Source organism: Polynucleobacter sp. es-EL-1, from assembly GCF_018687975.1.
Taxonomy (GTDB): Bacteria; Pseudomonadota; Gammaproteobacteria; order Burkholderiales; family Burkholderiaceae; genus Polynucleobacter.
The window spans coordinates 1,017,931-1,044,312 of sequence record NZ_CP061310.1 but is presented as its reverse complement, the minus strand read 5'-3'; the positions used below and the strand labels follow the sequence as shown (position 1 = coordinate 1,044,312).

General features: G+C 45.5%; 19 protein-coding genes. 10 read left to right on the top strand and 9 right to left on the bottom strand.

Annotation, left to right across the window (positions count from 1 at the left end; translation table 11 throughout):
* The 7 genes from FD974_RS05290 to xth all read left to right on the top strand — a co-directional run bounded on the left by FD974_RS05290 (position 1) and on the right by xth (position 7,776).
* On the top strand, positions 1–975 hold the full coding sequence (locus FD974_RS05290) for a sterol desaturase family protein (RefSeq protein WP_215363041.1): 975 nt from the start codon (positions 1–3) through the stop codon (positions 973–975).
* Between the two features lie 28 nt (positions 976–1,003).
* Entirely contained in the window at positions 1,004–1,873 is an 870-nt protein-coding gene (locus FD974_RS05285; RefSeq protein WP_215363039.1) for an EI24 domain-containing protein, read from the top strand.
* The gene (locus FD974_RS05280) at positions 1,866–2,726 is read left to right on the top strand and encodes a molybdopterin-binding protein (RefSeq protein ID WP_215363037.1); all 861 of its coding nucleotides are present in this window, start codon (positions 1,866–1,868) and stop codon (positions 2,724–2,726) included. Before FD974_RS05285 ends, FD974_RS05280 begins: the two co-directional genes overlap by 8 nt.
* Positions 2,727–2,926: 200 nt before the next feature.
* On the top strand, positions 2,927–4,342 hold the full coding sequence (gene glnA, locus FD974_RS05275; protein ID WP_215363035.1) for a type I glutamate--ammonia ligase: 1,416 nt from the start codon (positions 2,927–2,929) through the stop codon (positions 4,340–4,342).
* 11 nt (positions 4,343–4,353) lie between these two features.
* Entirely contained in the window at positions 4,354–5,490 is a 1,137-nt protein-coding gene (glnL, locus tag FD974_RS05270) for a nitrogen regulation protein NR(II) (protein WP_215363033.1), read from the top strand.
* Complete coding sequence (ntrC, locus tag FD974_RS05265; protein ID WP_215363031.1) at positions 5,487–6,938, top strand: nitrogen regulation protein NR(I); 1,452 nt, start codon at positions 5,487–5,489, stop codon at positions 6,936–6,938. The genes glnL and ntrC overlap by 4 nt, the downstream gene beginning before the upstream one ends.
* Positions 6,931–7,776: an exodeoxyribonuclease III gene (gene xth, locus FD974_RS05260; protein ID WP_215363029.1), complete on the top strand. Its 846-nt coding sequence runs from the start codon at positions 6,931–6,933 to the stop codon at positions 7,774–7,776. The genes ntrC and xth overlap by 8 nt, the downstream gene beginning before the upstream one ends.
* Here the strand turns inward: xth and FD974_RS05255 are convergent, their stop codons facing one another.
* The 4 genes from FD974_RS05255 to FD974_RS05240 all read right to left on the bottom strand — a co-directional run bounded on the left by FD974_RS05255 (position 7,777) and on the right by FD974_RS05240 (position 14,047).
* Positions 7,777–9,906 carry a M3 family metallopeptidase gene (locus FD974_RS05255; RefSeq protein WP_215363027.1) on the bottom strand — a complete coding sequence of 710 codons (2,130 nt, stop codon included), beginning with the start codon at positions 9,904–9,906 and terminating at the stop codon, positions 7,777–7,779.
* 62 nt (positions 9,907–9,968) lie between these two features.
* Positions 9,969–10,823 carry a bifunctional methylenetetrahydrofolate dehydrogenase/methenyltetrahydrofolate cyclohydrolase FolD gene (folD, locus tag FD974_RS05250; protein ID WP_215363025.1) on the bottom strand — a complete coding sequence of 285 codons (855 nt, stop codon included), beginning with the start codon at positions 10,821–10,823 and terminating at the stop codon, positions 9,969–9,971.
* Positions 10,824–10,832: 9 nt separating this feature from the next.
* Entirely contained in the window at positions 10,833–11,480 is a 648-nt protein-coding gene (locus FD974_RS05245) for a response regulator transcription factor (RefSeq protein ID WP_215363022.1), read from the bottom strand.
* A 35-nt stretch (positions 11,481–11,515) separates the two neighbouring features.
* The gene (locus FD974_RS05240; protein ID WP_215363020.1) at positions 11,516–14,047 is read right to left on the bottom strand and encodes a PAS domain S-box protein; all 2,532 of its coding nucleotides are present in this window, start codon (positions 14,045–14,047) and stop codon (positions 11,516–11,518) included.
* Positions 14,048–14,249: 202 nt separating this feature from the next.
* Here FD974_RS05240 and aceE point away from each other — a divergent pair, with 202 nt between their 5' ends.
* Genes aceE through lpdA form a run of 3 tightly spaced genes read left to right on the top strand, consistent with a single transcriptional unit; the run spans position 14,250 to position 20,067 of the window.
* Positions 14,250–16,946, top strand: coding sequence for a pyruvate dehydrogenase (acetyl-transferring), homodimeric type (gene aceE, locus FD974_RS05235; protein WP_215363018.1), 2,697 nt, complete (start codon positions 14,250–14,252; stop codon positions 16,944–16,946).
* A gap of 13 nt (positions 16,947–16,959) precedes the next feature.
* A complete protein-coding gene (gene aceF / locus FD974_RS05230; protein ID WP_215363016.1) occupies positions 16,960–18,270 on the top strand; it encodes a dihydrolipoyllysine-residue acetyltransferase in 1,311 nt (436 codons plus the stop codon).
* Between the two features lie 9 nt (positions 18,271–18,279).
* A complete protein-coding gene (gene lpdA, locus FD974_RS05225; RefSeq protein WP_215363014.1) occupies positions 18,280–20,067 on the top strand; it encodes a dihydrolipoyl dehydrogenase in 1,788 nt (595 codons plus the stop codon).
* Positions 20,068–20,104: 37 nt separating this feature from the next.
* On the opposite strand, the gene FD974_RS05220 is transcribed toward lpdA, so the two are convergent.
* From FD974_RS05220 to FD974_RS05200, 5 genes are all read right to left on the bottom strand, one after another.
* Positions 20,105–20,755 carry a response regulator transcription factor gene (locus FD974_RS05220; RefSeq protein WP_215363012.1) on the bottom strand — a complete coding sequence of 217 codons (651 nt, stop codon included), beginning with the start codon at positions 20,753–20,755 and terminating at the stop codon, positions 20,105–20,107.
* 18 nt (positions 20,756–20,773) lie between these two features.
* Entirely contained in the window at positions 20,774–23,038 is a 2,265-nt protein-coding gene (locus tag FD974_RS05215; protein WP_215363010.1) for a nitric oxide reductase activation protein NorD, read from the bottom strand.
* A gap of 9 nt (positions 23,039–23,047) precedes the next feature.
* Complete coding sequence (locus FD974_RS05210) at positions 23,048–23,851, bottom strand: CbbQ/NirQ/NorQ/GpvN family protein (RefSeq protein WP_215363008.1); 804 nt, start codon at positions 23,849–23,851, stop codon at positions 23,048–23,050.
* 85 nt (positions 23,852–23,936) lie between these two features.
* A complete protein-coding gene (locus tag FD974_RS05205) occupies positions 23,937–25,316 on the bottom strand; it encodes a ribulose-bisphosphate carboxylase (protein ID WP_215363006.1) in 1,380 nt (459 codons plus the stop codon).
* Positions 25,317–25,435: 119 nt separating this feature from the next.
* Positions 25,436–26,347: a LysR family transcriptional regulator gene (locus FD974_RS05200; protein ID WP_215363004.1), complete on the bottom strand. Its 912-nt coding sequence runs from the start codon at positions 26,345–26,347 to the stop codon at positions 25,436–25,438.
* Positions 26,348–26,382: the final 35 nt, after the last annotated feature.

Below are 26,382 nucleotides of genomic sequence, written 5' to 3'. Positions count from 1 at the left end.
ATGGCGTTCAGCACTTTATCCTCCAGCATATCGGATGCGTACGCGCGTGTTCAAGAATTCATTTTCTCTGAAATAGTCTCTCCCATCCTATATCAATTCAACCTCATCGCTTGGGCAGAAGATGCATATGATGGCATTGACTGGTTTCTGTTTGGCTGCATGCAAATCTTGCTGATTTTTTTAATATTGCGCACTTGGGAAAGGGTGGCGCCTGCAGAGCCTCAAGAGCATTTTGCTAAATCGAGCAAAGCCGATGTGATTTACACCTTATTTCATCGCTTAGGAATTTTTCACGGACTTATTTTTATTGCTTTATCGGGATTCTTTTTTGAGATCGATGCGGTCTTGCATGATTTCCGTTTTGGCAGGCTGAATGTGGAGTCTTGGTATCCGCCCATTACTGCGATTCCATTAGTGAGTTTCTTTATCTACTTCGTGATGCTTGATTTTGTGGAGTATCTCTACCATCGCGCATCACATACCTTTCATTGGTGGTGGCAATTGCATGCACTGCATCATAGTCAGACTGTCATGACAGCATGGTCTGATGATCGTAATCACGTTTTGGATGACATCATGCATGCGGTTGTATTCGCTTTCTTTGCCCTCTTGTTTGGAGTATCTCCAAGCCAATTTATTATATTGGTGGTGCTTAGTCAGCTGATTCAAAGCTGGCAACATGCAAATATCAAAGTCAATCTTGGTCCATTACAGTATGTGATCGTATCGCCGATGTTTCATCGCTTGCACCATGCGGTTGGTTATGGTTATGAGTCACAAGGCAAGCCTGGTGTCTTAGGCGGTTGTAACTTTGGCGTCCTTTTTCCTTGGTGGGATATGTTGCTAGGCACTGCCATCTTCTCCAAGGAAGCATACCCAACCGGTGTTAAGAATTTATCGGTTTCCCACAATGTATTTCATCAGCAATGGCAATGCTTTAAGCATGCAGTTCGTGCATTTAAAGCAAAGCATTGATCAACCATAAGGTTTAGAGTAATCCCATATGGATAGTTTCCAACAAGTCTTTAAGTCCTTTGGACTTGCGATGGTCGGAACCATGCACCCTAAGATGCTGTGGTTTAGCTTGCGCCCATTTTTGATTGTGTCGATTTTATGGGGATGCTTAATTTGGTTGACATGGACCCCAGCATTAGAAGTTCTCGGTAACTTTTTAACCACCTCTATCTTTACGAGTTGGATTCAAGACGGTTTGATTTGGGCTGGCTTTGAAAACGCGAGAGCATGGATTGCACCATTATTTTTTGTGATGCTCTTGATCCCATTGATTTCTATTAGCTTATTGGTATTCATTGCATTTACAACGGTGCCAGCGATTGTGAATAAGGTGTCTCGTCAGACGGCTTACCAGGGTCTTGACAGAAAAAAGGGTGGCGGCCTTTTTGGTAGCTTCATGTATACGATTTGGTCGGCGCTGATTTGTTTGGCCTTAGTGATGCTGACGTTACCGGTTTGGTGGATTCCACCTTTGGTTGCTGTATTACCCCCATTGTTGTGGGGATGGCTAACCATGCGTTTAATGTCGTATGACGTGCTGGCTCAACATGCCAGCCCAGAGGAGCGTGACATATTGCTAGAAAAGTATCGGTGGCCTTTGTTATCTATGGGCATCATCTCGGGCATGCTAGGCGCTGTCCCCACTTTTTTCTGGGCAACATCGGCTCTGGCCTTGGTGTTATTTCCCATTGTGAGCTTTGTGGCGCTATGGGTGTATTCCGTAATCTTTGTTTTTGCCGCTTTATGGTTCACCCACTTTTTGCTAGACGCTCTAAAGGTTTTGCGAGAAGAGGAGCTCAGCAAGTCCTTAACTATTGAGTCTCGCGTGATTAATATGGAGTTGCCTTACGATGGTTGATGTGCAAAAAAACGTTTCGATTGATGCACCACAAGTTCCGATGCGTCGCTTTGGTTTGATTGTGATTGGCGATGAGATTTTGTCCGGTCGTCGTCAAGATAAACACTTCAGTAAATTAATAGAACTACTCAACGAGCGTGGGCTCAGTTTATCTTGGGCTAAATATGTCGCTGACGATCCGGAGCAGATCACGGCAACTCTGAAAGAAAGCTTTGCTAGTGGTGATGTGGTGTTTAGCACCGGCGGCATTGGTGCCACTCCGGATGATCACACCCGTCAATGTGCGGCACTTGCTTTAGGTACCACAACAGAGTTGCATCCCACCGCTCAAGAATTAATTGCAGGTCGCATTCAGTCTATGGCCGAAGGTGATCCGATTAAAGCAGACCTTTCTACTTCTGAGAATCAACACCGTTTCAAAATGGGTGAGTTTCCGATTGGCAGCGACATCATCCCAAATCCCTATAACCAGATTCCTGGCTTTCGTATTCATGAACACCATTTCTTGCCGGGTTTCCCGGTCATGGCGGCGCCCATGATGGCATGGTGTTTAGACGAGCATTACTCTGACTTATTTCATCGCGAGAATTGGGCTGAGCAAAGTTTTATTGTTCCCAAGGGTATTGAATCCACTTTAACCCCTCTCATGGAGCGTATTGAGGCTGATTTTCCTGGGGTGAAGGTCTTTAGTCTGCCTTCTGTGGGAGATGCTACTCGAGGAGGGGTTTACGCTCAACGGCATATTGAATTAGGCATCAAAGGTAATGCCAATCTTCTGGAGAGCGCTTGGACAGCTTTGCGAACAGGCACCCAGGCTTTGGGCTATGAAATTCATGATATCCCGCAATCCTAATATGCACTTTATTGGTGCATATTAACCAATTTTTAGGTTTTAGAGGGGTATTTCAGCACTTAAACAGTGCAATAATGGAAGTTCCCATTTGTTTGCTTCAGTAAATTAGATACATCCCAAGGGCATGTTTGATGCCTGGAATGAACAAGGGTGTACACCTTAAGTTTGTATTCCGAATTTAGTTAATAGAGGAGATTTGCATGACGAAGACCGTCGCCGATGTGATGAAGTTAGTTAAAGAGAAAGAATGTACTTTCGTTGATTTCCGCTTTGTTGATACAAAGGGTAAAGAGCAACATACCACTGTGCCTATCTCTGCCTTTGACGAAGATAAATTTGAGAGCGGTCATGCATTTGACGGTTCTTCTATTGCTGGTTGGAAGGGTATTGAAGCGTCTGACATGTTGTTGATGCCTGATCCAACAGCTTGCTATATTGACCCATTCTATGAAGAGCCAACTTTGGTAATCACATGTGATGTGATCGAGCCATCCGATGGTAAAGGTTACGATCGTGACCCACGCTCTATTGCTAAACGTGCTGAGTCTTATTTGAAGAGCACTGGCTTGGGTGATACCGCTTACTTTGGCCCAGAGCCAGAATTCTTTATTTTTGACGGCGTCCGTTGGGGTGCTGACATGCAAGGTTGCTTCGTTAAGGTAGATTCTGAAGAGGCTCCATGGTCATCAGGTGCCGAAATCGAAGGCGGCAACACTGGCCACCGTCCAGGTAAAAAAGGCGGCTACTTCCCAGTTGCTCCAGTGGATACATTCCAGGACATGCGTTCTGAAATGTGTTTGATCCTCGAATCTTTGGGCATTCCAGTTGAAGTTCATCACCATGAAGTTGCTGGTCAAGGCCAAAACGAATTGGGTACAAAGTTCAGCACATTAGTTGAGCGCGCTGACTGGACTATCTGGCAAAAGTACGTTGTTCAAAACGTTGCTCATGCATACGGTAAGACAGCAACATTTATGCCTAAGCCTATCGTTGGCGATAACGGTTCTGGTATGCACGTTCACCAATCTATTTGGAAGAACGGCGAGAACTTGTTTGCTGGTAACGGTTACGCAGGTTTGTCAGAGTTCGCATTGTTTTACATCGGCGGCATCATCAAGCACGCTAAGGCATTAAATGCGATTACTAACCCAGGTACAAACTCATACAAGCGTTTGGTGCCAGGTTTTGAGGCTCCAGTGAAATTGGCTTACTCAGCACGCAACCGTTCTGCTTCAATCCGTATTCCACACGTTTCTAGCCCCAAGGGTCGTCGTATTGAAACGCGTTTCCCTGATCCATTGGCTAACCCATACCTCTGCTTCTCCGCATTGATGATGGCTGGTTTAGATGGTGTTCAGAACAAGATTCATCCAGGCGAAGCTGCTGACAAGAACTTGTACGACTTGCCACCAGAAGAAGATGCAAAGATCCCAACCGTTTGTGCAAGCTTAGAAGAAGCACTGGCTGCACTCGATAAAGACCGTGAGTTCTTGACTCGTGGTGGTGTCTTTACTGATTCTATGATTGATGCCTATATCGCATTGAAGATGGAAGATGTCACACGTTTCCGTATGACAACTCATCCGATCGAATTCGATATGTACTACTCCCTGTAAGCGAAGGAGAGATGTTGAGCGCAGGTCTGTTGCGCAATTCGTTCAAAGGGGCAGCTTCGGCTGCTCCTTTTTTTCCGACATTGCTTGACCAAATGCCCAATGCCATCGTGGTATTCGAGGCAGAAAACCAGCAATTGGTTTATGTGAATCCAGCTGCAGAGTCGGCTTTAGATCTTTCACGTAAATCACTTGAGGGTCAATCTGTGCGCGATTTATTTGGCGATAACCCTTCATTAAAATCGATGATTGAAGAGGTTCAAGTAGGGCATGTGTCTGCACAGCGTCAAGAGATGGTGCTGCATTCATTGCCAGGAAGTATTCATCAAGACTCTATCCCGGCTCACGTGGTCATTGCCAGTCTTGAAGATCCTGCTTTGATCATGATGGAGTGGTTCCCAATTGATCAGCAGTTACGTAGTGAGCGCGATGAGCGTGTCACTCAGCAGGTAGAGGCCAATAAGCAGTTAATGCGTAACTTAGCGCATGAAATTAAGAACCCTTTAGGTGGCATTCGTGGGGCAGCGCAATTACTGGAGTTTGAGCTTCCTGAAAAAGGTTTGCGTGAATACACCCAAGTCATTATTAAAGAGTCTGATCGCCTGCAAACTCTGGTAGATCGCTTGCTCGCACCGCATCGTAAAGCGCATGCGATGGAGTCATTTAATGTGCATGAGGCTCTTGAGAGAGTACGCAGTCTAGTGCTAGCCGAATTCCCCAAAGGTCTGCGGATTATTCGCAACTACGATACCAGTCTTCCAGAAGTATTGGGTGACCGTGAGCAGTTAATCCAGGCCGTTCTTAATATTGCCCACAATGCTGCCCAAGCCCTTGCTGAAGAAATCCGTCAAGGCATTGCGCAGATTGAGTTAAAGACACGGGTAGCGCGTTCGGTCACCATCTCAAAGCAGCGCTACAAGATGGCAATGGACTTACATGTGATTGATAACGGCCCAGGTATTCCTGAGGATATCCGTGAACGCATCTTTTTCCCCTTAGTTTCTGGACGCGAGGGCGGTAGTGGTCTTGGCCTCACTTTAGCTCAAACGTTCGTACAACAACATCAAGGCTTTATTGCCTGTGACAGTCGCCCTGGGCGCACTGACTTTCATATTCAAATTCCATACCGTAAGCAGGAGAAAGTATCATGAAACCCGTTTGGATCGTGGACGATGACCAATCAATTCGTTGGGTGCTTGAAAAAGCATTAACGCGTGAAAATATTGCGCATAAAAGCTTTTCTAATCCCAATGATGTTTTAGATTCTTTAGATAAAGAGACGCCCGCTGTATTGATTTCAGATATTCGTATGCCTCGTGGTAATGGTCTTGATCTTTTACAGAATGTAAAGGAAACCCATCCTTTATTGCCTGTCATTATCATGACGGCCTATTCGGATTTAGATTCAGCCGTATCCTCATTGCAAGGGGGTGCATTTGAATATTTAACAAAGCCATTTGATATTGATAAGGCAATTGAGTTGATTCGCCGCGCAATGGAGCAAAGTGAGCGTAATCAATCCGGCAATAAAGAAGTCAATGGTTGGCGGCAGGACTCGACAGAGATTATTGGTCAAGCACCCGCCATGCAAGAAGTATTTAGGGCTATTGGACGCCTTGCCCAATCGCATTCCACCGTATTAATTACCGGTGAATCTGGAACTGGCAAAGAGTTAGTGGCTCAGGCTCTGCATAAACACAGCCCAAGAGCAAAGGGACCCTTTGTGGCCTTTAGCACTGCAGCAGTTCCTAAAGATTTATTAGAGTCAGAATTGTTTGGCCACGAGCGTGGCGCATTTCCTGGGGCATTAACTTTGCGCCGTGGACGTTTTGAGCAGGCCGATGGTGGGACTTTATTTCTTGATGAAATAGGGAGCATCCCATTTGATCTGCAAACACGTATTTTGCGCGCCTTAACTGATGGGCACTTTTATCGTGTTGGTGGCCAAGATCCGATTAAAGCAAATGTACGCATCATTGCCTCGACTCATCAAAACTTAGAGGCGCGGGTTGCTGCTGGAGCTTTTAGAGAAGATCTCTTGCATCGCCTAAATGTGATTCGTCTACGGATGCCTGCATTAAGGGAGCGTATTGAAGACATTCCGGTGCTGGCTCGATACTTTATGCTCTCATGTGCTAAATCCTTAGGCGTTGAACCGAAGAAGTTATCGGATGAAGTGCTGAAAGATATTAGCGCCATGCCATTTCCGGGCAATGTGCGTCAATTAGAAAACCTCTGTCATTGGTTAACTGTGATGACTCCCTCTAATGTGATTGGCGTCAGTGATTTGCCGACCGACATTCTGGCAGAGACTTCCGAACAACCCGTGATCTTGGAAGGTGAATCTTCTCCAGCTATTTCAAATGTTGCCAGAGTGTCCTCAGTAGATTGGGAGAGTGGCTTAGGTCGTTTGGCAGTCAAGATGCTTCAGGATGGAGAACAAGAGGTTTACGATGTGCTTTGCTCTAAATTTGAGAAGGCAGTTTTGCAGGCCGCACTAGAAGTTACAAGAGGAAGGCGAGTCGAAGCTGCCCAGCGCTTAGGTATTGGGCGCAATACGATTACGCGCAAGTTGCAGGAGCTTGGTATCGATGACTGATTCAGTGAGGATTGCAGCATGGAATGTGAACTCTCTTAAGGTTCGTTTGCCTCAAGTGCTTCAATGGCTACAAGATCAGGAACAAGCAAAGCAGCCTATTGATGCTCTATGTCTGCAGGAGCTTAAATTAACAGATGAAAATTATCCCCATCAAGCATTAGAAGATGCGGGTTATACAAGCTTAGTTGCTGGCCAAAAAACCTATAACGGCGTAGCCATTATTGTTCGTCGTGCTGCCTTAGCGCCAACGGCCACGGATACCGCCACCACTTTTTTAAAGCCAGTACGAAATATTCCCCATTACGTGGATGATCAACAGCGTATTTTGGCAGCTACCATCTGCTTTAAGGGTATGCAGCCCATGCGTCTTATTTCGGCCTACTTTCCCAATGGACAGTCGCTCGATAGCGATAAATTTATTTACAAACTCTCATGGCTTCAGGCTTTAGAAAATTGGCTTAAACAAGAATTAAATGAAAATCAGCGCTTAGCCTTATTGGGCGACTTTAATATTGCACCCACTGATAACGATGTTCATGATCCTTCTAAATGGATCGGGCAAAACTTGGTGTCCCCGCAAGAACGAGAGGCGTTTGCTCGGCTCATTAATTTGGGTATGCACGACTCTTTCAGAATGTTTGAGCAGGCCCCTAAAGCCTTTAGTTGGTGGGATTATCGGATGATGGGCTTTAGACGTAATGCAGGGATGCGTATCGACCATATATTGCTCAGTGATGCACTCAAGGATAAGTGCATCGCTAGCGTGATTGATAAGCAGCCTCGCACCTGGGAGCAACCCTCTGATCATGCTCCCGTGATTGCGCAGCTAAAGCCTTAACTATCCCGCTAACCCACCGTGGCGCAGTAGCGCATCAACACTGGGCTCTCGGCCACGAAAAGCCTTGAATGACTCGGCGGCAGGGCGACTGCCACCCACTTCTAGAATTTCCCTGCGATATCGTTTTCCAGTGTCTGCATCTAACACGCTGCCGGTTAGCTTGGCGGCCTCCTCAAAAGCAGAGTAAGCATCGGCTGATAGCACTTCAGCCCACTTGTAGCTGTAGTAACCCGCTGCATATCCACCGGCAAAAATATGGCTAAAGGTATTAATCCAGCGCGAGATTGCGGGCTGTGGAACGACATTAAAGTCTGCTGCAATTTCACGAGACACCTCAAGAACCGCAGAACCCTGCGCCTTCTCTGCATTAAAAGAGGAGTGGAGTCTCCAGTCCGTCAATGACATGACGATTTGACGTAAAGTCATTAAGCCATTTTGGAAATTTTTAGCGGCAAGTATTTTGTTAAACAGTTCTTGTGGCAAAGGCTTACCTGTATCGACATGGGCGGTCATTTTTTCAAGGACCTCCCATTCCCAGCAGAAGTTTTCCATAAACTGGCTCGGTAATTCAACGGCATCCCATTCAACGCCATTGATGCCTGATACACCTAACGCGCTGACCTGGGTTAATAGGTGATGAAGACCGTGACCACTTTCATGGAATAGGGTAATGACATCATCATGGGTGATTGTCGGAGGCCGTAGGACGCCATTGACTTTGACGGGCGGGGCAAAGTTACAAACTAAGTAAGCAACTGGGATCTGAATTTCACCATTGGGTAATTCTCTACGTCCGCGGGCATCATCCATCCAAGCGCCACCCCGTTTTCCTGGGCGGGCGTAAGGATCAAGATAGAAGTAGGCGCGGATATTGCCATCAAGATCTTTAACGCTAAATGATTGCACATCATCATGCCAACTAGGCAAGTCAGCTGCTTCGATGCGCACACTAAAGAGTGTTTGAATGACACCAAATAAACCATCCAAGACTTTAGGAAGGGGAAAGTACTGCTTGAGTTCATTCTCTGAGAAAGAGTAGCGCTCTTGCTTGAGTCGTTCGGCTACGAAGGCGTTATCCCAAGGCTCAACCCCATCTTCTAGTCCTAGAGTGGTTTTGGCAAATTGGCAAAGCTCATCCCAATCCCTCTGAGCAAAAGGTTTTGCCTTATGCGCAAAGTCTGTCAGAAAGAAGTCAACCTCTTGCACATCATTGGCCATTTTCGGCGCCAAACTCAAAGCGGCAAAGTTATCAAAGCCGAGCATATTGGCTTCTTCATGGCGTAAACGCAATTGCTCAAGCATGTTTTGGGTGTTATCCCAATCTAATTTACCTTGACTATATTGAGGGGCGAGTTCAGATGCCCGAGTCACATAGGCCTCATACATCAGACGTCTGAGGTCTCGATTCTCGCAATATTGCATGACTGGGTAATAGGATGGAAAGTGCAAGGTAAAAGCCCATCCCTGAAGATTCTTTTGCTGAGCTGTATCGGCAGCGGCTGCTTTTACATCTTCTGGCAGGCCAACTAGCTGAGCTTCATCAGTCACGAGATGTACAAAGCCATCTGTCGCATCTAAGACGTGATCAGAAAAGGCTTTCCCTAAATTTGCTTGCTCGTCTTGAATTTGAGCAAAGCGTGGCTTTAATTCATCTGAAAGCTCAGCCCCTCCCAGACGAAAATCACGCAATGAGTTTTCAATAACCTTTTTCTGTGCAGCACTTAAATGTTTGAACTCGTCACTTTGACCTAGTTTTTTGAACTTGTCATATAGGGCTAGGTTTTGACCGAGGCTAGAAAAGAAAGCGGTTACCTTGGGCAACATTTCGCCATAGGCGCTTCTTAATTCTGGTGAGTCGGCAACACTATTGAGATGAGAAATTACCCCCCAAGAACGCCCTAGGGCTTCAGTAGCATCTTCTAATGGTTCGGCAAGATCATTCCAGTGTGCGGGCGCACTTGGATCAACGGCATGATCAACCGCAAGCTGAGCATTTTCAAGCAAGAACTCAATGGCTGGCTTAATGTGAGCGGGATTGATTTCCCGGTAATGGGCAATGCCACGACCAAAAGAAATTAAAGGATTTTTTGCGAGTTCAGCAGAAGGGGTTTTATAGGTAGCATGTGTCATCCCTCTAGCTTAATGGACTGCACAATTTTTTGCCGAGAATTCAAAACCCGCGGACCAAAAGACTAGAGCTTGGCTGCCTTTTCAGCGGCTTCAAGGGTGTTCATCAGGAGCATCGTGATAGTCATGGGTCCAACACCTCCTGGAACTGGTGTAATCCAGCCGGCAACGTATTGAGCAGCATCAAAATCAACGTCACCGCATAACTTACCATCTGGTAGTCGGTTAATGCCAACGTCAATCACCACTGCACCATGCTTGACCATATCGCCCGTGATCATTTTAGGTTTACCAGTAGCTACAACCAAAATATCGGCATCCTTGGTGTGATGAGCGAGATCTCTGGTTTTACTATTGCAAATGGTTACTGTAGCGCCTGCTTGTAAAAGGAGCATCGCCATTGGTTTGCCGACAATATTGGAGGCGCCCACAATCACCGCGCGTGCACCACGTATGGGATAGTCAATGCTTTCTAGAATCTTCATGCAGCCATAAGGTGTACAAGGCTTGAACTCCGGTTGACCAACCATCAGAGCGCCAGCATTGGCAACATGAAAGCCATCGACGTCTTTTTCCGGGGCAATGGCCTCTAGAACTCTTTCAGAGGCAATATGTTCTGGCAAGGGGAGCTGTACCAAAATGCCATGTATAGCAGGGTCAGCGTTTAGGGTGGCAATACGGGCTAGTAATTCTTCTTCACCAAGGTCAACCGAATAGCGCTCTAGGACTGAATGAAAACCAACATCTTCACAGGCCTTCACCTTATTGCGAACATAAACCTGGCTGGCGGGATTATCGCCAACGACAATAACCGCTAGGCCTGGACGTCGATCTTTAGCAGTAACAATAGCGCCGCGGGCAGCAATTTCAGTGCGAAGCTTTTTAGAGAGAGCATTTCCATCAAGTAACTGTGCAGGCATGGCAAAAATTTAGTTAGGCTGTGGATCGGAAAGAGCGAGACGCAGAAGGTCGGCAACAGTATTGACGTTTAATTTCTCCATAATATTGGCGCGGTGCGCTTCAACAGTCTTAATGGAGATGCCAAGGTCATCTGCAATTTGTTTATTTAGGCGGCCTGCAACAATGCGCTCTAATACTTGACGCTCACGACCAGTGAGCTTGCTGAGCAAACTCTGAGTTACTTTTCTTTGGCTTGCTTGAGAGTAGTCAACACGCGCTTTTGCAAACATGCGATCAACCAAGGCACAAAGATCATTTTCCTTAAAAGGCTTTTCAATAAAATCGACCGCACCACGTTTCATTGTAGATACTGCCATGGAGACATCACCATGGCCTGTGATGAAAGCAACCGGCATCGGTAAGTTTTCACTAATTAAACGTTCTTGTAATTCAAGGCCAGACATACCGGGCATACGAACATCCAAAATAGCACAAGATATAGTGGATTTATCAGTGCTTTGTAAAGACTGCAAAAAACGTTCTGCGCTAGCATGACAACGAACTACATAACCATTACTCTCTAGCAACCAGGTCAAAGAATCACGCACTGCCTCATCATCATCGACAACATAAACCACTTCGGCTTGGTTTGATTTGGTGGCGGAACTGAGGTTCATATTTGCTCTCACAGAGAATTCACAAAGGTATAGGGTTAAATATTAGCTTGAGACCCGGGGGTTTCAAGAGGTAAGAGTATTGTAAAGCTGCAGCCGGAGCGCTTGGTATGTTCTGCATCCATGAGATTTTTGGCCCAAAGGCGACCTTGATGGGATTCGATGATAGAGCGGCAAATATTGAGGCCCATACCCATACCATCATTTTTGGTGCTAAAAAATGGCTCAAACATGCGTTCGATCACGGAATCTGCAATACCAGCCCCTGCATCGGTAACTTGGATGCGGAGCATGGCTGGAAATATGCTGGTGTCCAGATCGGCTGAAATCTTCACGGGAGGCGCTGACCAGCGCGAGGAGAGGGGGTAGGCTTCTCGTAGGCTGTCTAGCGAGTTTTTTAGCAAATTGACTAAAACCTGCAATATGAGAATGGGGTCTAGATCAACGTGCGGCAGATTGTCTGCTACTTCGGATTTAATGCTGAGGCGATGGCGATTTGCCTCAATTTCCACCAAACCTACAGCATCATTGATGATTTCACTAATGTCGCAGGATTTACGTTGTGGCTCACTACGTTTAACAAAGCCCTTGATGCGCTGAATGATGGTTCCCGCTCGGTGCGCTTGATTGGAGGCTTTTTCCAAAGCAGGAATGATGTCTTTTTGTAAGCTGGGTTCTAGCTGTCCCTGCAATCTTTTGGCGACACCCATACAGTAGTTGGAGATGGCAGACAGGGGTTGATTTAGCTCATGCGCTAAGGAGGAGGCCATCTCACCCATGGTGGTTAATCGACCTGTAAATTGCATGCGCTCCTCTTGTTGACGAGCCAGTTCGTCAGATTCAATTCGGATGGTGATATCAGTTGCGATTAAGAGTTGTGCCAAATGACCATCTACCCATGGTACGAAACGACGACGCACTTCATACCATTTTTGTTGACCCGTTGCAGAATCAAGTAGTTGAATTTCATTTGACTCGGATTCTTGTTGAGCAAAGACATTAATATTTTCTGTGCTGATTGAGTCGCTTATATTAAATTGTTGATTAGCTTGATTGATAGTAGTGTCTTGACCTGCCAACTCAAAGTGGCCTTGAGAACTATCACCAAATCGTTCGCGATAGAAACGATTGGCAAACAGGAGATCTCCAGTCTCGTTAGACACTACGGATACTGCTGCATCCAAACCTTCAAGTACGGTAATAAAGCGCTCTTGGGAGGCAGCTAGCTCCTCACGAATTTTTTTCGGCTCAGAAATATCAATTAAAGAGGTAACCCAACCAGCTTGCACACCCTTTTCATTAATTAAAGGCGCGATAAAGGTACGTGTTTGAATAATGCTGCCATCACGTCGGATAATCGATCCCTCAATACCAACCTTTTTTTCTTGGCTGTGCGTGAGATGCAAGGCTCTATTCATCTTCTCGGTGAGCTCGGCTTTTTGAGTCTCTGGCCAAAATGCAAAGGGAGGCTTTTGACCAATTAACTCTTCAGCGCTCCAGCCAGTCATCTCACAGAAGGCGGGATTGACATAGGTGATGCTGCGATTCATGTCATGCGCTCGAATACCTACTGGAGTTGAGTTCTCCATAGCGATACGAAAGTTAGTTTCTGTTCGTAAGTTTGCTTCTGCTTCTTGGCGAACCTGCATTTGTCTTAATACTGACCACAAACTCCAAATCACAAATGCGCTTAAGCCTAGGACGACCCCGATCAGCATGCGGAAGGTAAGGTTGGTAGCAGGGGGGTAAGTATCGATTCGCAAGCTCAGGTTTGGACTAAGCACTCCAATATCTAGACTGGTTTGATTGCTAAATGCGCGTTTCGGTGTATTTTTATCCGACGATATTGCGAGGACTTTTCCTTCATCCGTTAACAGGGTGAAACGATATTGCCCCTTTAGCTCACCAGGAATGATTTCTAACAGTGCTTGGGTTGAATACAAGACTGCAATACTTCCTTTGGTATCAGAGCCAGCAAGTTGTGGGACTGTTTGCCAAAAAACATGACGAATATCTTTGGCAACCGGGTCATTCGGTGGAACTTCTAAGGTAAGGAATTGACTATAGGCGGGACGAAGTGTTGCATTACTGAGCTCATTCGATTTACGTAGCGCCTCTTTGAGAATGGGTGCATTTTCAGGCTTATTAAACCAATTGGTTCTAGCGTTATTGTATGGAACTCTCCAGTCAATATGATTGTCCTTATTGATCCAGATAATTTGCACAATCTCATGATTGCTCTGCAATAGGTTTTCAGCTTGAAGTGTGACATTCGCACGATCTTTAAGAGATTCACCTGAATTGAGATACTCACGTCCAAGAGATTGAAAAATATCAGTGTTATTTGAGAAGCGCAATTGAATGCGCTGTTTTGCAAAAGAGAGCTCTCTAAAGAGCGCAGCTTCTTGCTGGCTTTTTTCTTGTAATTGAAGCGTGCCAAGGATGACGCCCATTACCGCTGTAAACAGCACAATGGCTAATAGCGGGGTGTAAACCAGCTTAAAACCCCGTATTTTTCGGAGCCATTTCACTGGTCTTAACTGCCAAAATGAAAATACGATTTTTCTCATGAATTCAGGCTATTTTGCCTGATTGAGTGCGGAATTTTGATTATTTACTGACGCTGACATTTTATTTGCGTCGCACCATAATTCCATATAGTGAGAAATATTATCATTATGTGGGATTTTGCTTGTTTACACCCATAGACCTTCCTAGAATATTGGCTATAGAGTCAATTACCTATACCGATGTATCTCATGGAGACAGAATATGGCCGCAGTTCCAGATCAATTTTTGGGTAGCGCAGGCAAGCAAGATGTAGACCCAGGTGAAACCCAAGAGTGGTTGCAAGCCTTAGATGGCGTAATTCGTAACGAAGGGCCAGAGCGAGCCGCTTATTTAATTGATCAGCAAATTTCCCATGCGCGTGTCAATGGTGTTAATCAACCATTTCATGCGGAAACACCGTACATCAATACGATCCCTGTAGAGCAGCAAGCCCGCTTACCAGGAGATCAGAACGTTGAGCACCGTATTCGCTCATACACCCGTTGGAATGCCATGGCTATGGTTTTGCGTGCCAATAAAGATACTAACGTCGGCGGACACATTTCTTCATTTCAATCAGCAGCCACTTTATATGATGTTGGCTTTAATCATTTCTGGCATGCACCGTCGCCTGAACATGGCGGTGACCTGATATTTGTCCAAGGGCATTCAGCCCCAGGTATTTATGCGCGCGCCTATATGCTTGGTCGTTTGGCTGATGAACAGCTCAATAACTTCCGTCAAGAAGTGGGTGGTAAGGGTGTATCCAGTTATCCGCACCCTTGGTTGATGCCGGATTTCTGGCAGTTCCCGACAGTATCTATGGGACTTGGTCCCATCATGGCGATCTACCAAGCCCGCTTTATGCGCTACATGCAAGATCGTGGATTTATTAAAGCTGAGGGTCGCAAAGTATGGGCCTTCTTAGGTGATGGCGAAACTGATGAGCCTGAATCACTTGGTGCCATTGGTATGGCTGGCCGTGAGAAATTGGATAACCTGATTTTTGTTGTGAACTGTAATCTTCAGCGTCTTGATGGACCTGTTCGTGGAAACGGGAAGATTATTCAAGAGCTCGAAAGCGAGTTCCGTGGTGCCGGCTGGAATGTCATTAAGGTAGTTTGGGGTGGTCACTGGGATGCGCTATTTGCCCGCGATAAAAAAGGTATCTTGATGCAACGCCTTGGTGAAATTGTTGATGGCGAGTATCAGACCATGAAGGCTAAAAATGGCGCCTATGTTCGTGAGAAAGTTTTCAATACGCCAGAGCTTAAGGCTCTAGTCAGCGACTGGAGTGATGAAGAGATTTGGCAGCTCAATCGTGGCGGCCATGATCCCCATAAGATTTATGCAGCCTTTCATGCAGCGGTAAACCACAAAGATCAACCTACAGTGATCTTGGCTCATACCATTAAGGGTTACGGCATGGGCGGTTCTGGTGAGGCAATGAATATTGCTCACCAAGCTAAAAAAATGAATGCAGATGATGTGCGTCGTTTCCGGGATCGTTTTGAAATCCCCGTAAAAGATGAACAGCTAGATGAAATGCCTTTGGTGAAGTTTGCTGAAGGAAGTCCAGAGCTCGACTATATGAAGGCGCGTCGTCAAGAGTTGGGTGGCTATCTACCGCAGCGTCGCATGAAGGCTGAGAGTTTGCCTGTCCCTGGATTAGAAGTCTTTGGTCCGCTATTGGAAGCTACTACAGAAGGTCGTGAGATTTCGACCACGATGGCTTTTGTCCGTATTCTCAATACGATTGTCCGTGACAAAGTGTTGGGCAAGCGGGTTGTGCCTATTGTTCCGGATGAGTCTCGTACTTTTGGTATGGAAGGCATGTTCCGTCAGCTCGGCATTTGGAATCAATTAGGCCAGCTCTACACGCCCGAAGATCATGATCAATTGATGTTCTATAAAGAGGATAAGACAGGTCAGATTTTGCAAGAGGGTATTAACGAAGCGGGTGGCATGTGTGATTGGATTGCTGCTGCAACTGCCTACTCGACGCATGGCGTGCCGATGCTGCCGTTCTATATTTTCTACTCGATGTTTGGTTTCCAGCGCATTGGTGACTTATGTTGGGCGGCAGGAGATATGCGTAGCCGTGGTTTCTTGCTTGGTGGTACTGCGGGCAGAACAACATTAAATGGTGAAGGTTTGCAGCACGAAGACGGTCATAGTCAAGTGTGGAGCGCCGCTATCCCTAATTGCATTAGCTACGATCCTTCTTTCTCATTTGAGGTAGCCGTTGTTATTCAAGATGGTATGCGTCGTATGTTGACCGACCAAGAGGATGTGTATTACTACATCACTCTCATGAATGAGAACTATGCTCACCCTGCTATGCCTAAGGGTGCAGAGCAAGACATTATTAAGGGGATGTATAAGCTCAAGTCTGTGGGCGATGCCAATGCCAAGTTGCGCGTGCAGTTACTCGGTTCAGGCACCATCTTCCGCGAAGTAATTGAAGCGGCAGATATTTTGCAACAGGACTGGGGCATCGCATCTGACTTATGGGGTTGCCCAAGCTTTACTGAATTAGGTCGTGATTGGAATGCGGTTCATCGCAATAACTTATTAAACCCAAGCGCAGCTCCTGCCTTATCTCATGTTGAGAAATGCCTAAAAGACACTACCGGTCCCATTATTGCGGCTACTGATTACGTACGCTTGTTTGCTGAGCAAATTCGTCCGGCAATTCAGCATATGGGTCGTCGTTATGAAGTCTTGGGCACTGATGGTTTTGGTCGTTCAGATACCCGTGAGAAATTGCGTGACTTCTTTGAGGTTGATCGCCGTTGGGTTGTATTAACAGCCTTGCGTTCTTTGGTAGATGCTGGTCAGCTTGATCGTCAAAAATTGGCCCAAGCAATTGAGAAGTATCAGATTGATGTAAGCAAGCCTAACCCAATGACGGTTTGATAAGAGATCCTATATGAGCCAATTAATTGATATTAAAGTTCCCGATATTGGGGATTACAAAGATGTGCCCGTCATCGAGGTCTTGGTTAAGGCGGGTGATCAGGTTGAAAAAGAACAGTCTATTGTTGTCCTCGAGTCTGATAAAGCAACCATGGATGTGCCTTCCTCTCACTCGGGAATCGTCAAAGAAGTTAAAGTAAAAGTGGGCGATTCGATTTCTGAAGGTGCAATTGTTTTAGTGTTAGAAGAGTCAGGTTCATCTGCGGCAACGCAAAGCTCAGCAAGTCCAGCGCCAACCAAGGTTGAAGTGGCTCCGGCTCCGGCACCAGCACCCAAGGTTGAGCCTCCGATTGTGCGTGCACCAGCGCCACCACCCGTGAGCAATACCCCTGTAGTGGTTGATCCAACAGCTAGTCATGCGAGCCCTTCAGTACGTAAGTTTGCTCGTGATCTGGGGGTGACAATTCATCACGTTAAAGGTAGTGGACCTAAAGGGCGTATTACCCAAGACGATGTGCAGGCATTTGTCAAAGCAGCAATGAGTGGTGGGGTTGGATCGGCCAGCAGTAGTTCGGGCGGAAGCTTGGGCGGCCTTAATCTCATTCCATGGCCAAAAGTGGATTTCTCAAAGTTTGGGGAAACCGAGCGTCAACCGCTTAATCGCATTAAGAAGTTAACTGCCGCCAATTTGGGTCGTAACTGGGTCATGATTCCAGCCGTTACTTATCATGAAGACGCTGACATTACAGACCTAGAAGCTTTCCGTGTATTGACTAATAAAGAGAATGAAAAGCAGGGCGTCAAAATCACCATGCTTGCTTTCTTAATGAAAGCCGCAGTAGCTGCTCTTAAGAAATACCCAGAGTTCAATAGCTCGCTTGATGGTGATGATCTCGTGTTGAAGAAATACTTCAATATCGCTTTTGCTGCTGATACCCCGAATGGTTTAGTCGTTCCTGTTATCCGAGATGCGGATAAAAAAGGTATTTTTGAGTTAGCTCGCGAGACTTCTGAATTAGCAGCCCTAGCAAGAGATGGCAAATTAAAACCCGAGCAGATGCAGGGTGCTAGCTTTACGATTTCTTCCTTAGGCGGAATTGGTGGAACGTACTTCTCCCCGATCGTGAATGCACCTGAGGTAGCTATTTTAGGTGTCAGTAAAGCTGCTATGAAACCAGTATGGGATGGTAAGCAATTTGTTCCTCGACTCATTTGTCCACTCTCCTTGAGCGCCGATCATCGTGTGATTGATGGTGCTTTAGCAACTCGCTTTAATGCTTATATTGCTCAGTTAATGTCCGACTTCCGTCGCGCTGCGCTCTAAAAGGAATATATGACTAAGCAAACTATTCTCGTGCCAGATATTGGCGACTACACCGATGTACCTGTCATTGAAGTGCTTGTGAAGGTGGGGGATGTGATTGAGAAAGAGCAAGCATTGCTTGTTCTTGAATCCGATAAAGCCACCATGGAAGTGCCATCCGATGCTGCTGGAACCATTACTACAATTTCTGTAAAAGCTGGTGATAAGGTTAGCAAAGGCAGTGCAGTAATGGAGATTGAATCCGCCGGGGCGACAGCTTCTGCCCCTAGTGCACCAGCTGTGCAGTCAACTCCAGTTTCTGCACCTGTAGAAGCACCCATAGCTGCGCCTGTCGCTGGTCAATATAGCGGTAAGGTGGATCATGAGTGTGAGCTGTTGGTTTTAGGTGCTGGACCTGGTGGCTATAGTGCTGCTTTTAGAAGTGCTGATCTGGGAATGAGTACGATTCTGGTTGAGCGCTACGCTACATTGGGTGGTGTTTGCTTGAATGTAGGCTGCATTCCTTCAAAGGCATTGCTGCATACGACTGCTGTAATGGATGAAGTGAAGACCATGTCTAAGCATGGCATTAGCTTTGGCGAACCCAAGATTGAAATTGATCAATTGCGTGCTTATAAAGATTCGGTAATCGCTAAATTAACTGGCGGTTTAGCGGGTATGGCCAAAGCACGTAAGGTACAAGTCGTTCGAGGCTTAGGCCGCTTCTTAGATGCCAATCATGTAGAGGTGCAATTAACTACTGGTAGCGGTCAAGACTTAAGCGGTCAAAAAGAGGTGATCCGTTTTCAAAAGGCCATCATCGCTGCAGGTAGCCAACCCGTGAAGCTGCCATTCTTACCAGAAGATCCGCGCATTGTTGATAGCACTGGTGCCTTATTGCTTAAGAGCATTCCGAAGCGCATGTTGGTGATCGGCGGTGGCATTATTGGTCTTGAAATGGCTACTGTTTATAGCACTCTGGGATCACGTATCGATATTGCTGAAATGATGGATGGTCTGATGGCTGGAGCAGATCGTGATTTAGAAAAGGTTTGGGAGAAATTTAATGCTGGCCGCTTTGAAAAGATCATGCTCAAAACGCGTGCCGCTAAGGCGCAAGTCAAACCTGATGGCATTGAAGTCAGTTTTGAGGGTGAAAATGCCCCTGCAGAACCGCAAACATACGATCTGGTTTTAGTGGCAGTAGGGCGCACGCCCAATGGCAAGAAAATTGATGCTGCAGCCGCTGGCGTGGTTGTAGATGAGCGCGGTTTCATAGCAGTCGATAAGCAAATGCGCACTAATGTGAGTCACATCTTTGCTATTGGCGATATTGTTGGACAGCCAATGTTGGCGCATAAAGCAGTACATGAAGGTCACGTTGCCGCAGAAGCTGCTGCTGGCGAGAAATCCTATTTCGATGCAAAACAAATTCCGTCAGTTGCTTATACCGACCCTGAAGTAGCTTGGGCTGGTCTGACAGAAGAGCAGTGCAAGGCGCAGGGTATTGCCTATGAAAAAGGGCTATTTCCGTGGGCTGCTAGTGGCCGAGCAATTGCCAATGGTCGCGACGAAGGTTTCACCAAACTCATTTTTGATGCGACAACAAAACGCATCATCGGTGGTGGAATTGTTGGCACTCATGCTGGTGATTTGATTGGTGAAGTTTGCCTAGCTATTGAGATGGGTGCTGATGCGGTGGATATTGGTAAAACCATTCATCCGCATCCAACCTTAGGTGAGTCGGTGGGGTTAGCAGCGGAAGCGGCGCTGGGTCATTGCACTGATTTACCACCAGTCAAGAAAAAGCCCCATTAAGAGGTTTTTTCTTTGACTTATCTAGGGCTACATCGCCCTAAGAAGCTTTTGCCCCTTTAAATTTAAAGATTAAATTTAATAGGTTGGCGGGCCTCTTTACTTTTAATTTATCCATAATATTGGCACGATGTTGCTCAACCGTCTTAATTGAAATATTTAACTCTTCACCTATTTGCCGATTGCTTTTTCCAGCAATAATGTGATCTAGAATTTCATTCTCACGCGATGTGAGGGTCTGAAATAATGCACTGAGCTCTGACTCTTGATTTAATTTATCGAGATCCTGCTGTGCTTTAGTCAGCATTTGCGCGACAAGATTGCATAACTCCTCATTTTGAATGGGCTTTTGAAGAAAGTCGAAAGCACCAAGCTTAATAGCCTCTACAGCTTGGGATACTTCAGCAAATCCAGCCACAAAAGAGATGGGCACTTTAAATCCCTGATCAATCAGTATCCTTTGAAGCTCTAGGCCAGATAGCCCCGCAAGTTTTAAGTCTAAAAGGATGCACCCCAAGTTACGCATATTATTCGCTGCAAGTGTGCGCAAAAAACCTTCGGCACTTTCATGGCAATAGACAATGTAATCATAAGCACTTAAAAGTAGTGCATAGGAATCACGTACAGTTTCATCATTATCAATAACATGAACAACAGCACCTTTATTGATAGCATTCGTCGTACGAAGCATATTGATAGCCTTCCTGATTTATTGAGTAAGCGTCATAAAGAGTTTGGTGAGCTGTTCGGGCAATCGTTCAAGACGATCAATTACCGTATATTGCTTTCCAAAAATACTGCCAACATATGTATCTGCATTTGAATCTAAATTAATACAGTAGGTATAAATCCCTTGTTGATCTAAATCAAGCACAGCTTTGCGTGCATCTTGTATTAATAATTGATCATCTTTCACATCAATATCAGACGGCTGACCATCAGTGAGTACGAGTAGTAATTTTTTATCCGACTTTTGATTTGACAGATAGTGTCCAGCATGACGAAGTGCAGCACCCATTCTGGTCGAATGCCTAGCCTTCATACCAGCAAGCCTACTTTTTACATCGTTACCCCAGGGTTCACTAAATCCCTTGATGTGCATGTAATTGACTTCATGTCGGGTATTGGAATTAAACCCAGCAATTGCAAGTGGATCACCCAAAATACTGATTGAGCTCGCGAGAATTGAAACAGACTCCTGACTAAGCTCAAGAATTGTTTGATCTTTTGAGGAAATTTTTTCATTGAGAGATTCAGACTGATCCAATAAGAGCATCACAGAAATATTTCGGCCATCTGTTCGGTGGCTAGAATTGATCCTTGGATCGGGTTGATTTCCACTTTTTAAATCAATGATTGATTTAATGGCAACATCTAAATCGAGTTCATCGCCATCCTCCTGATATCGAATTCGAACACGATTCTGAGGTTTTAATAAATCGATCAGACGTTTGAGTTTCTTTACTAGAGCCTGATGTTTTTCTAGAAGGCGATCAATGTAGCTTGCTTCGCCAGATGGGTGCAGCACTTCATACAGACTAACCCAGTCAGGCTTATAGGACTGGCTCACATAGTCCCACTCGGGGTAGTGTCGCGGAGGCAGGCTTTGAATTTCTTGATTTTCTGAGGATGATTTCTTTAGATCAAATTGCTCTTCATCATCACTGAGTTCATAGAATTTCCATAGATGACGATTATCGTCACGGTAGCTAATTTCAGTGTCTTTAAAGTAAGTATTGGGGAGTTGATCGCTCTGCAATCGAGTTTTTGCTACGTACGATAGTGCGATATTCAGAATATCCTCTGTACTAAGAGAATTAGTCGCTAATTTTTCACGGACCAGGCTGGAGTATTTCAAAATGTGAGTATCTGTATAGCCATGATTCTCATCGAGAATTGCTCTTGAAAGCATGGATAGGCGGTGACGAATACAGGATTGGGTTCTTACATCGCATTCCCCCTCAATCGGTATCGGGTGTAATGCCAGGAAGATATTTTTTAAACCGGGATATCGCCTGATTGCCAAATAATCTATACGTGCATCCTCAAGGTACTCAATCGCCATTCTTTGTAGCGGACTGTAATTATCTGCAAAAATGGCTGTACTCCAGCAACGGTGTCCGGCAATATGAGCTAAAGCTGCGCGATACCGATTAACTCCTGAAATGGAATCAAGATCCTCATAGACATCAGGCAAACGAATACCGGAATGGTCAAAGTAGGGCGCATGAATCGTTACATCGCTAATGCCGGTGCTGTAGGGAACTAAAAAATCATGGTCGTTCCATAGCCCCAAAAGATAAAGATCTAACTTGCGCGTATTGTCGACCAACAGAGTGCCATTGCGCTCTCGTTGCATCACTGCCTTACTGTCCGATGATTTGAGCTGGAAATAAGCTCGTTGATTATCTGGGTGATGGTGGTAGTTTCGAACTCCATAATCTACCCATTTCCTAAGCCCAGAAATACTCAAAATCGCTAGTAGTTGATGGGAATATTCAAAAAAATCGATCAAACTTGGGCTGGCATAGGTCTTGTGTATGCCATGAATTGAGGTGCTAGTGCGCTCCATTAAATCCAAAGTCAACGCAAGGTATTGCTTTAAAAGATCTTCGGAAGGAAGCCTTCTTGATATTGCTGGCAAAGACTCTATAAATGGGGTGATTGCATTGCCATTGGGCGATCTCCAAATGGTATGAATAGTTTTTTTGATGGGATCAAGAGAATGCTCTCCCAGGATGCTAGCTACTTGAGGCCAATTTTGTAAAAAAACCAAGATTGGCTCAACACCTCTACCCATCTTGCCCAAAAATCGAGCCTGCTCTAAATATTGCTCGATTCCTAAGGGGCTTAATACGGTCTTTGCCTCCTTAATACACTCTTCAAAGACATCATCAATTTGGGGGAAACGGCAGTCTAAGCGCTCTCTAAAAGCCTGTATCTCAGGCGAGATTGCAGTGTTGGAGGCCGACATATATTGTGGTTATGCAAAGATTGCAGTAATCGCATGTTCTAAAGTTGCGCTGATATCACTATCGTCTGTGACTGGTCGAACCAGGGCCATTAGACTGGCATCACGTGGATTAATCCCCAGCATAATGAGCTTGGCTGCATAAACGAGCAGGCGGGTTGAAATGCCTTCATCAAGTCCATGACCCTTGAGCTTGCGGGCAATGATTGCGATCTGACAAAGTTTTTCCGCAGTATTTAAATCTATTCCAGTTTCAGAGGTCACGATATTGGCCTCCACTTCAGCGCTCGGATAGTCAAAATCAAATCCTACAAAGCGTTGCTTGGTCGATTGTTTTAAATCTTTCATGAGGCTTTGATAGCCAGGGTTATAAGAAATCACCAATTGAAAATCAGGATGGGCTTCTATTAATTCCCCGCGTTTATCTAATGGCAGTTGCCTACGATGATCGGTTAATGGGTGTATGACTACGGTAGTGTCTTGCCGAGCCTCTACCACTTCATCGAGGTAGCAAATAGCGCCCATTCTGACGGCAGTGGTTAAGGGGCCATCAAGCCAGCGAGTGCCATCGGATTCGAGTAGGTAGCGTCCCAATAAATCTGATGCGGTCATATCCTCATTGCAAGCGACTGTAATCAGGGGCTTATTGAGTTTCCATGCCATAAACTCAACAAAGCGCGATTTTCCGCATCCAGTGGGTCCTTTAAGCATGATGGGTAGACGCGCTTGATAAGCGGCTTCGTATAAGGCTATCTCATTCGCCTGGGCTTGATAAAACGGCTGGCTTTTTACCTTGTATTGCTGTGCTTCTGACATATTGATCTTTCTAAATCACAAGGCCATTGCTGGCCTTGTGAGTTGCATAAGAAAAGAAAACTTGAGAGTTGCTAAGCTAAAAGAATTACTTGTGTACGCCTAGCTTCTCACGCCAGCCTGGGTAAAGCTTATCTGCATCACCCGGGAAGGATTCAAATGCACGAGCAAATTCTTTATGCTCTTTAGCGTATTCAATCGGGTCAGCACCCGCTTTCCAGCACTCATATGACTGACGCAGAGAAATAGCGCCATCTGCAGGAGAATCAATATGACCATAAGCGCCACCACCAGCAGTGTTAATCACATTGCCATGTCCTAAATTCTGGAAGAAGGCAGGTAAACGCAGGGCATTCATTCCGCCGGAAATAATTGGCGTAGTCGGTTTCATGCCATACCATTTTTGGTAATAGACAGGTCCTTGTGCCTCGTCGCGCTCAATCATGTAAGCGATATTTTTGTCATCGTTTTCACCTTCCATCTTGCCAAAACCCATCGTACCTACGTGGATGCCTGATGCACCTTGTAAGCGCGACATCTTCGCCAAAACAAAGGCAGTGTAGCCGCGCTTCGCTGAAGGTGAGGTGACCGCGCCATGCCCAGCACGGTGATAGTGTAAATATTGACCTGGATATTGACGACGCGCAGTTGTCACCATACCAGGACCGCCAACATAGCCATCTACTAGGAAGGCTACTTTATCGGCATCTGGCCCAAAAGTCTCCAGAATGTAATCGGCACGAGCGCACATTTCATAATGATCATCGGCTGTGATATTTGCTGAGAATAACTTTGCTTGACCAGTTTCGTCTTGAGCGCGTTTCATTGCATCAGCAACAAGCGGCATCACTTTCTTTAAGGGGCAAAATACTTGGTTGCCTTGTGGCTCATCGTTTTTGATGAAGTCACCACCTAACCAAAATTGATAAGCTGCCTTTGCGAAGGGCTCAGGACGTAGACCCAGTTTTGGCTTAATGATTGTTCCTGCAATATAGCCGCCATCCTTAATGGGGCGACCTAGAATGCGCCATAAATCAGAAATATCTTTTGCAGGGCCGTCAAATAGTTGAATGACTTTTTCAGGAACATAAAAATCATGAATTTTTGCATGTTCAATATCGCCCATGCCTTGATTGTTACCAATCGCTAAGGTTAAAAATGACACCAACATCATGCGGCCATCAGTAATATTGCGATCAAACAAATCAATGGGATATGCAATTCGCATATCTTCGGTAGCTTCATCAATGTAATACACCAACGCATCTACACCTCTGGTGAAATCATCGGTTGTGCTAACTTCAACGTTTGTGCCGGTTGATGATTCTGCGGCAAAGTGCGCAGCTGCTTCAAGATATCCATGCCCGGATTTGGGTTTCATCTTGTAAGCAACCAAGATATGTTTCCCATTCTTGATTAAGTCTTCCTCTTTAAGGCTTAAGTCAGCATAGCGATTCGATTGATCCATTTCTTATCTCCATTCGGTTGATTTAATGTCAGGAGCTAACCCCTTTGATCGAACTATACGAAGGAAATATCATAAGAAATATTCATTTATTTTTCTTAAAGCATAAGAAAAAACTTATATTAAGCCCAGACATTAATCCGTGGGCCGCCTTGCTCAATCACAAATTCCTTTAAGGCATTGGCTGCTGGAGATAGCTTCTTCTGAATCCGGTGGGTGATATACCAATGACCTACATGGGGCAGGCCAATGACATCTAGTAGGGCAATATGGCCAGTACCCATTTCATGTCGCACCGTTCGAAGAGATAGGAAGCTTAAGCCCATTCCTGCCATTACAGCCTGCTTAATGGTTTCATTACTGGGCATTTCCATGGCGATATTTAAAGGGGTTTGATTCTCTTGAAAGAGTCTTTCCATTGCCTGTCTTGTTCCTGAGCCCATTTCCCTGACCACAAATTCCTGATCTGCAAGGTCGCTAAATTTCAGTTGTTTGCGCCGAGAAAAAGGGTGACTAGGACTAGAAACAATCGCCATAGGATTGGTAACAAATGGAACTGCCACACAAGCCATTTCCTTTGGAACACGACCCATGATGACAAGATCAACCTCGTTTCGAGCAAGCATGGCCAGAATATTTTCCCGATTATCAATCTTCAGAATGACCTCGATACCGGGAAATAGCTTATGAAACTCCACTAAAAGCATCGGCACAAAGTATTTGGTGGTGCTCACAATACCCAAATAAATGACTCCACCACCTAAATTACGGTGACCGGCCATGATGGCCTCTAAGTCTTTTAGCTCCGACATTACCGTAAGAGCTTGGTCTAAAAATGCTTTGCCAGCGCTAGTCAGCTGAATATTTCTGCCTAAAGGTTCAATCAAAGGAATGCCAAAAACATCCTCTAACTGCTTGATTTGCATAGATATTGCTGGCTGAGTAACGAAGAGGTTATCAGCAGCCTTAGAGATGGAGTTTTCCTTAGCTACTTCAATAAAGGTATGTATTTGCTTTAGGGTGTATGGGCGCATTTCCCAATTATCAGCTAAACCTAATGAATAAGTAA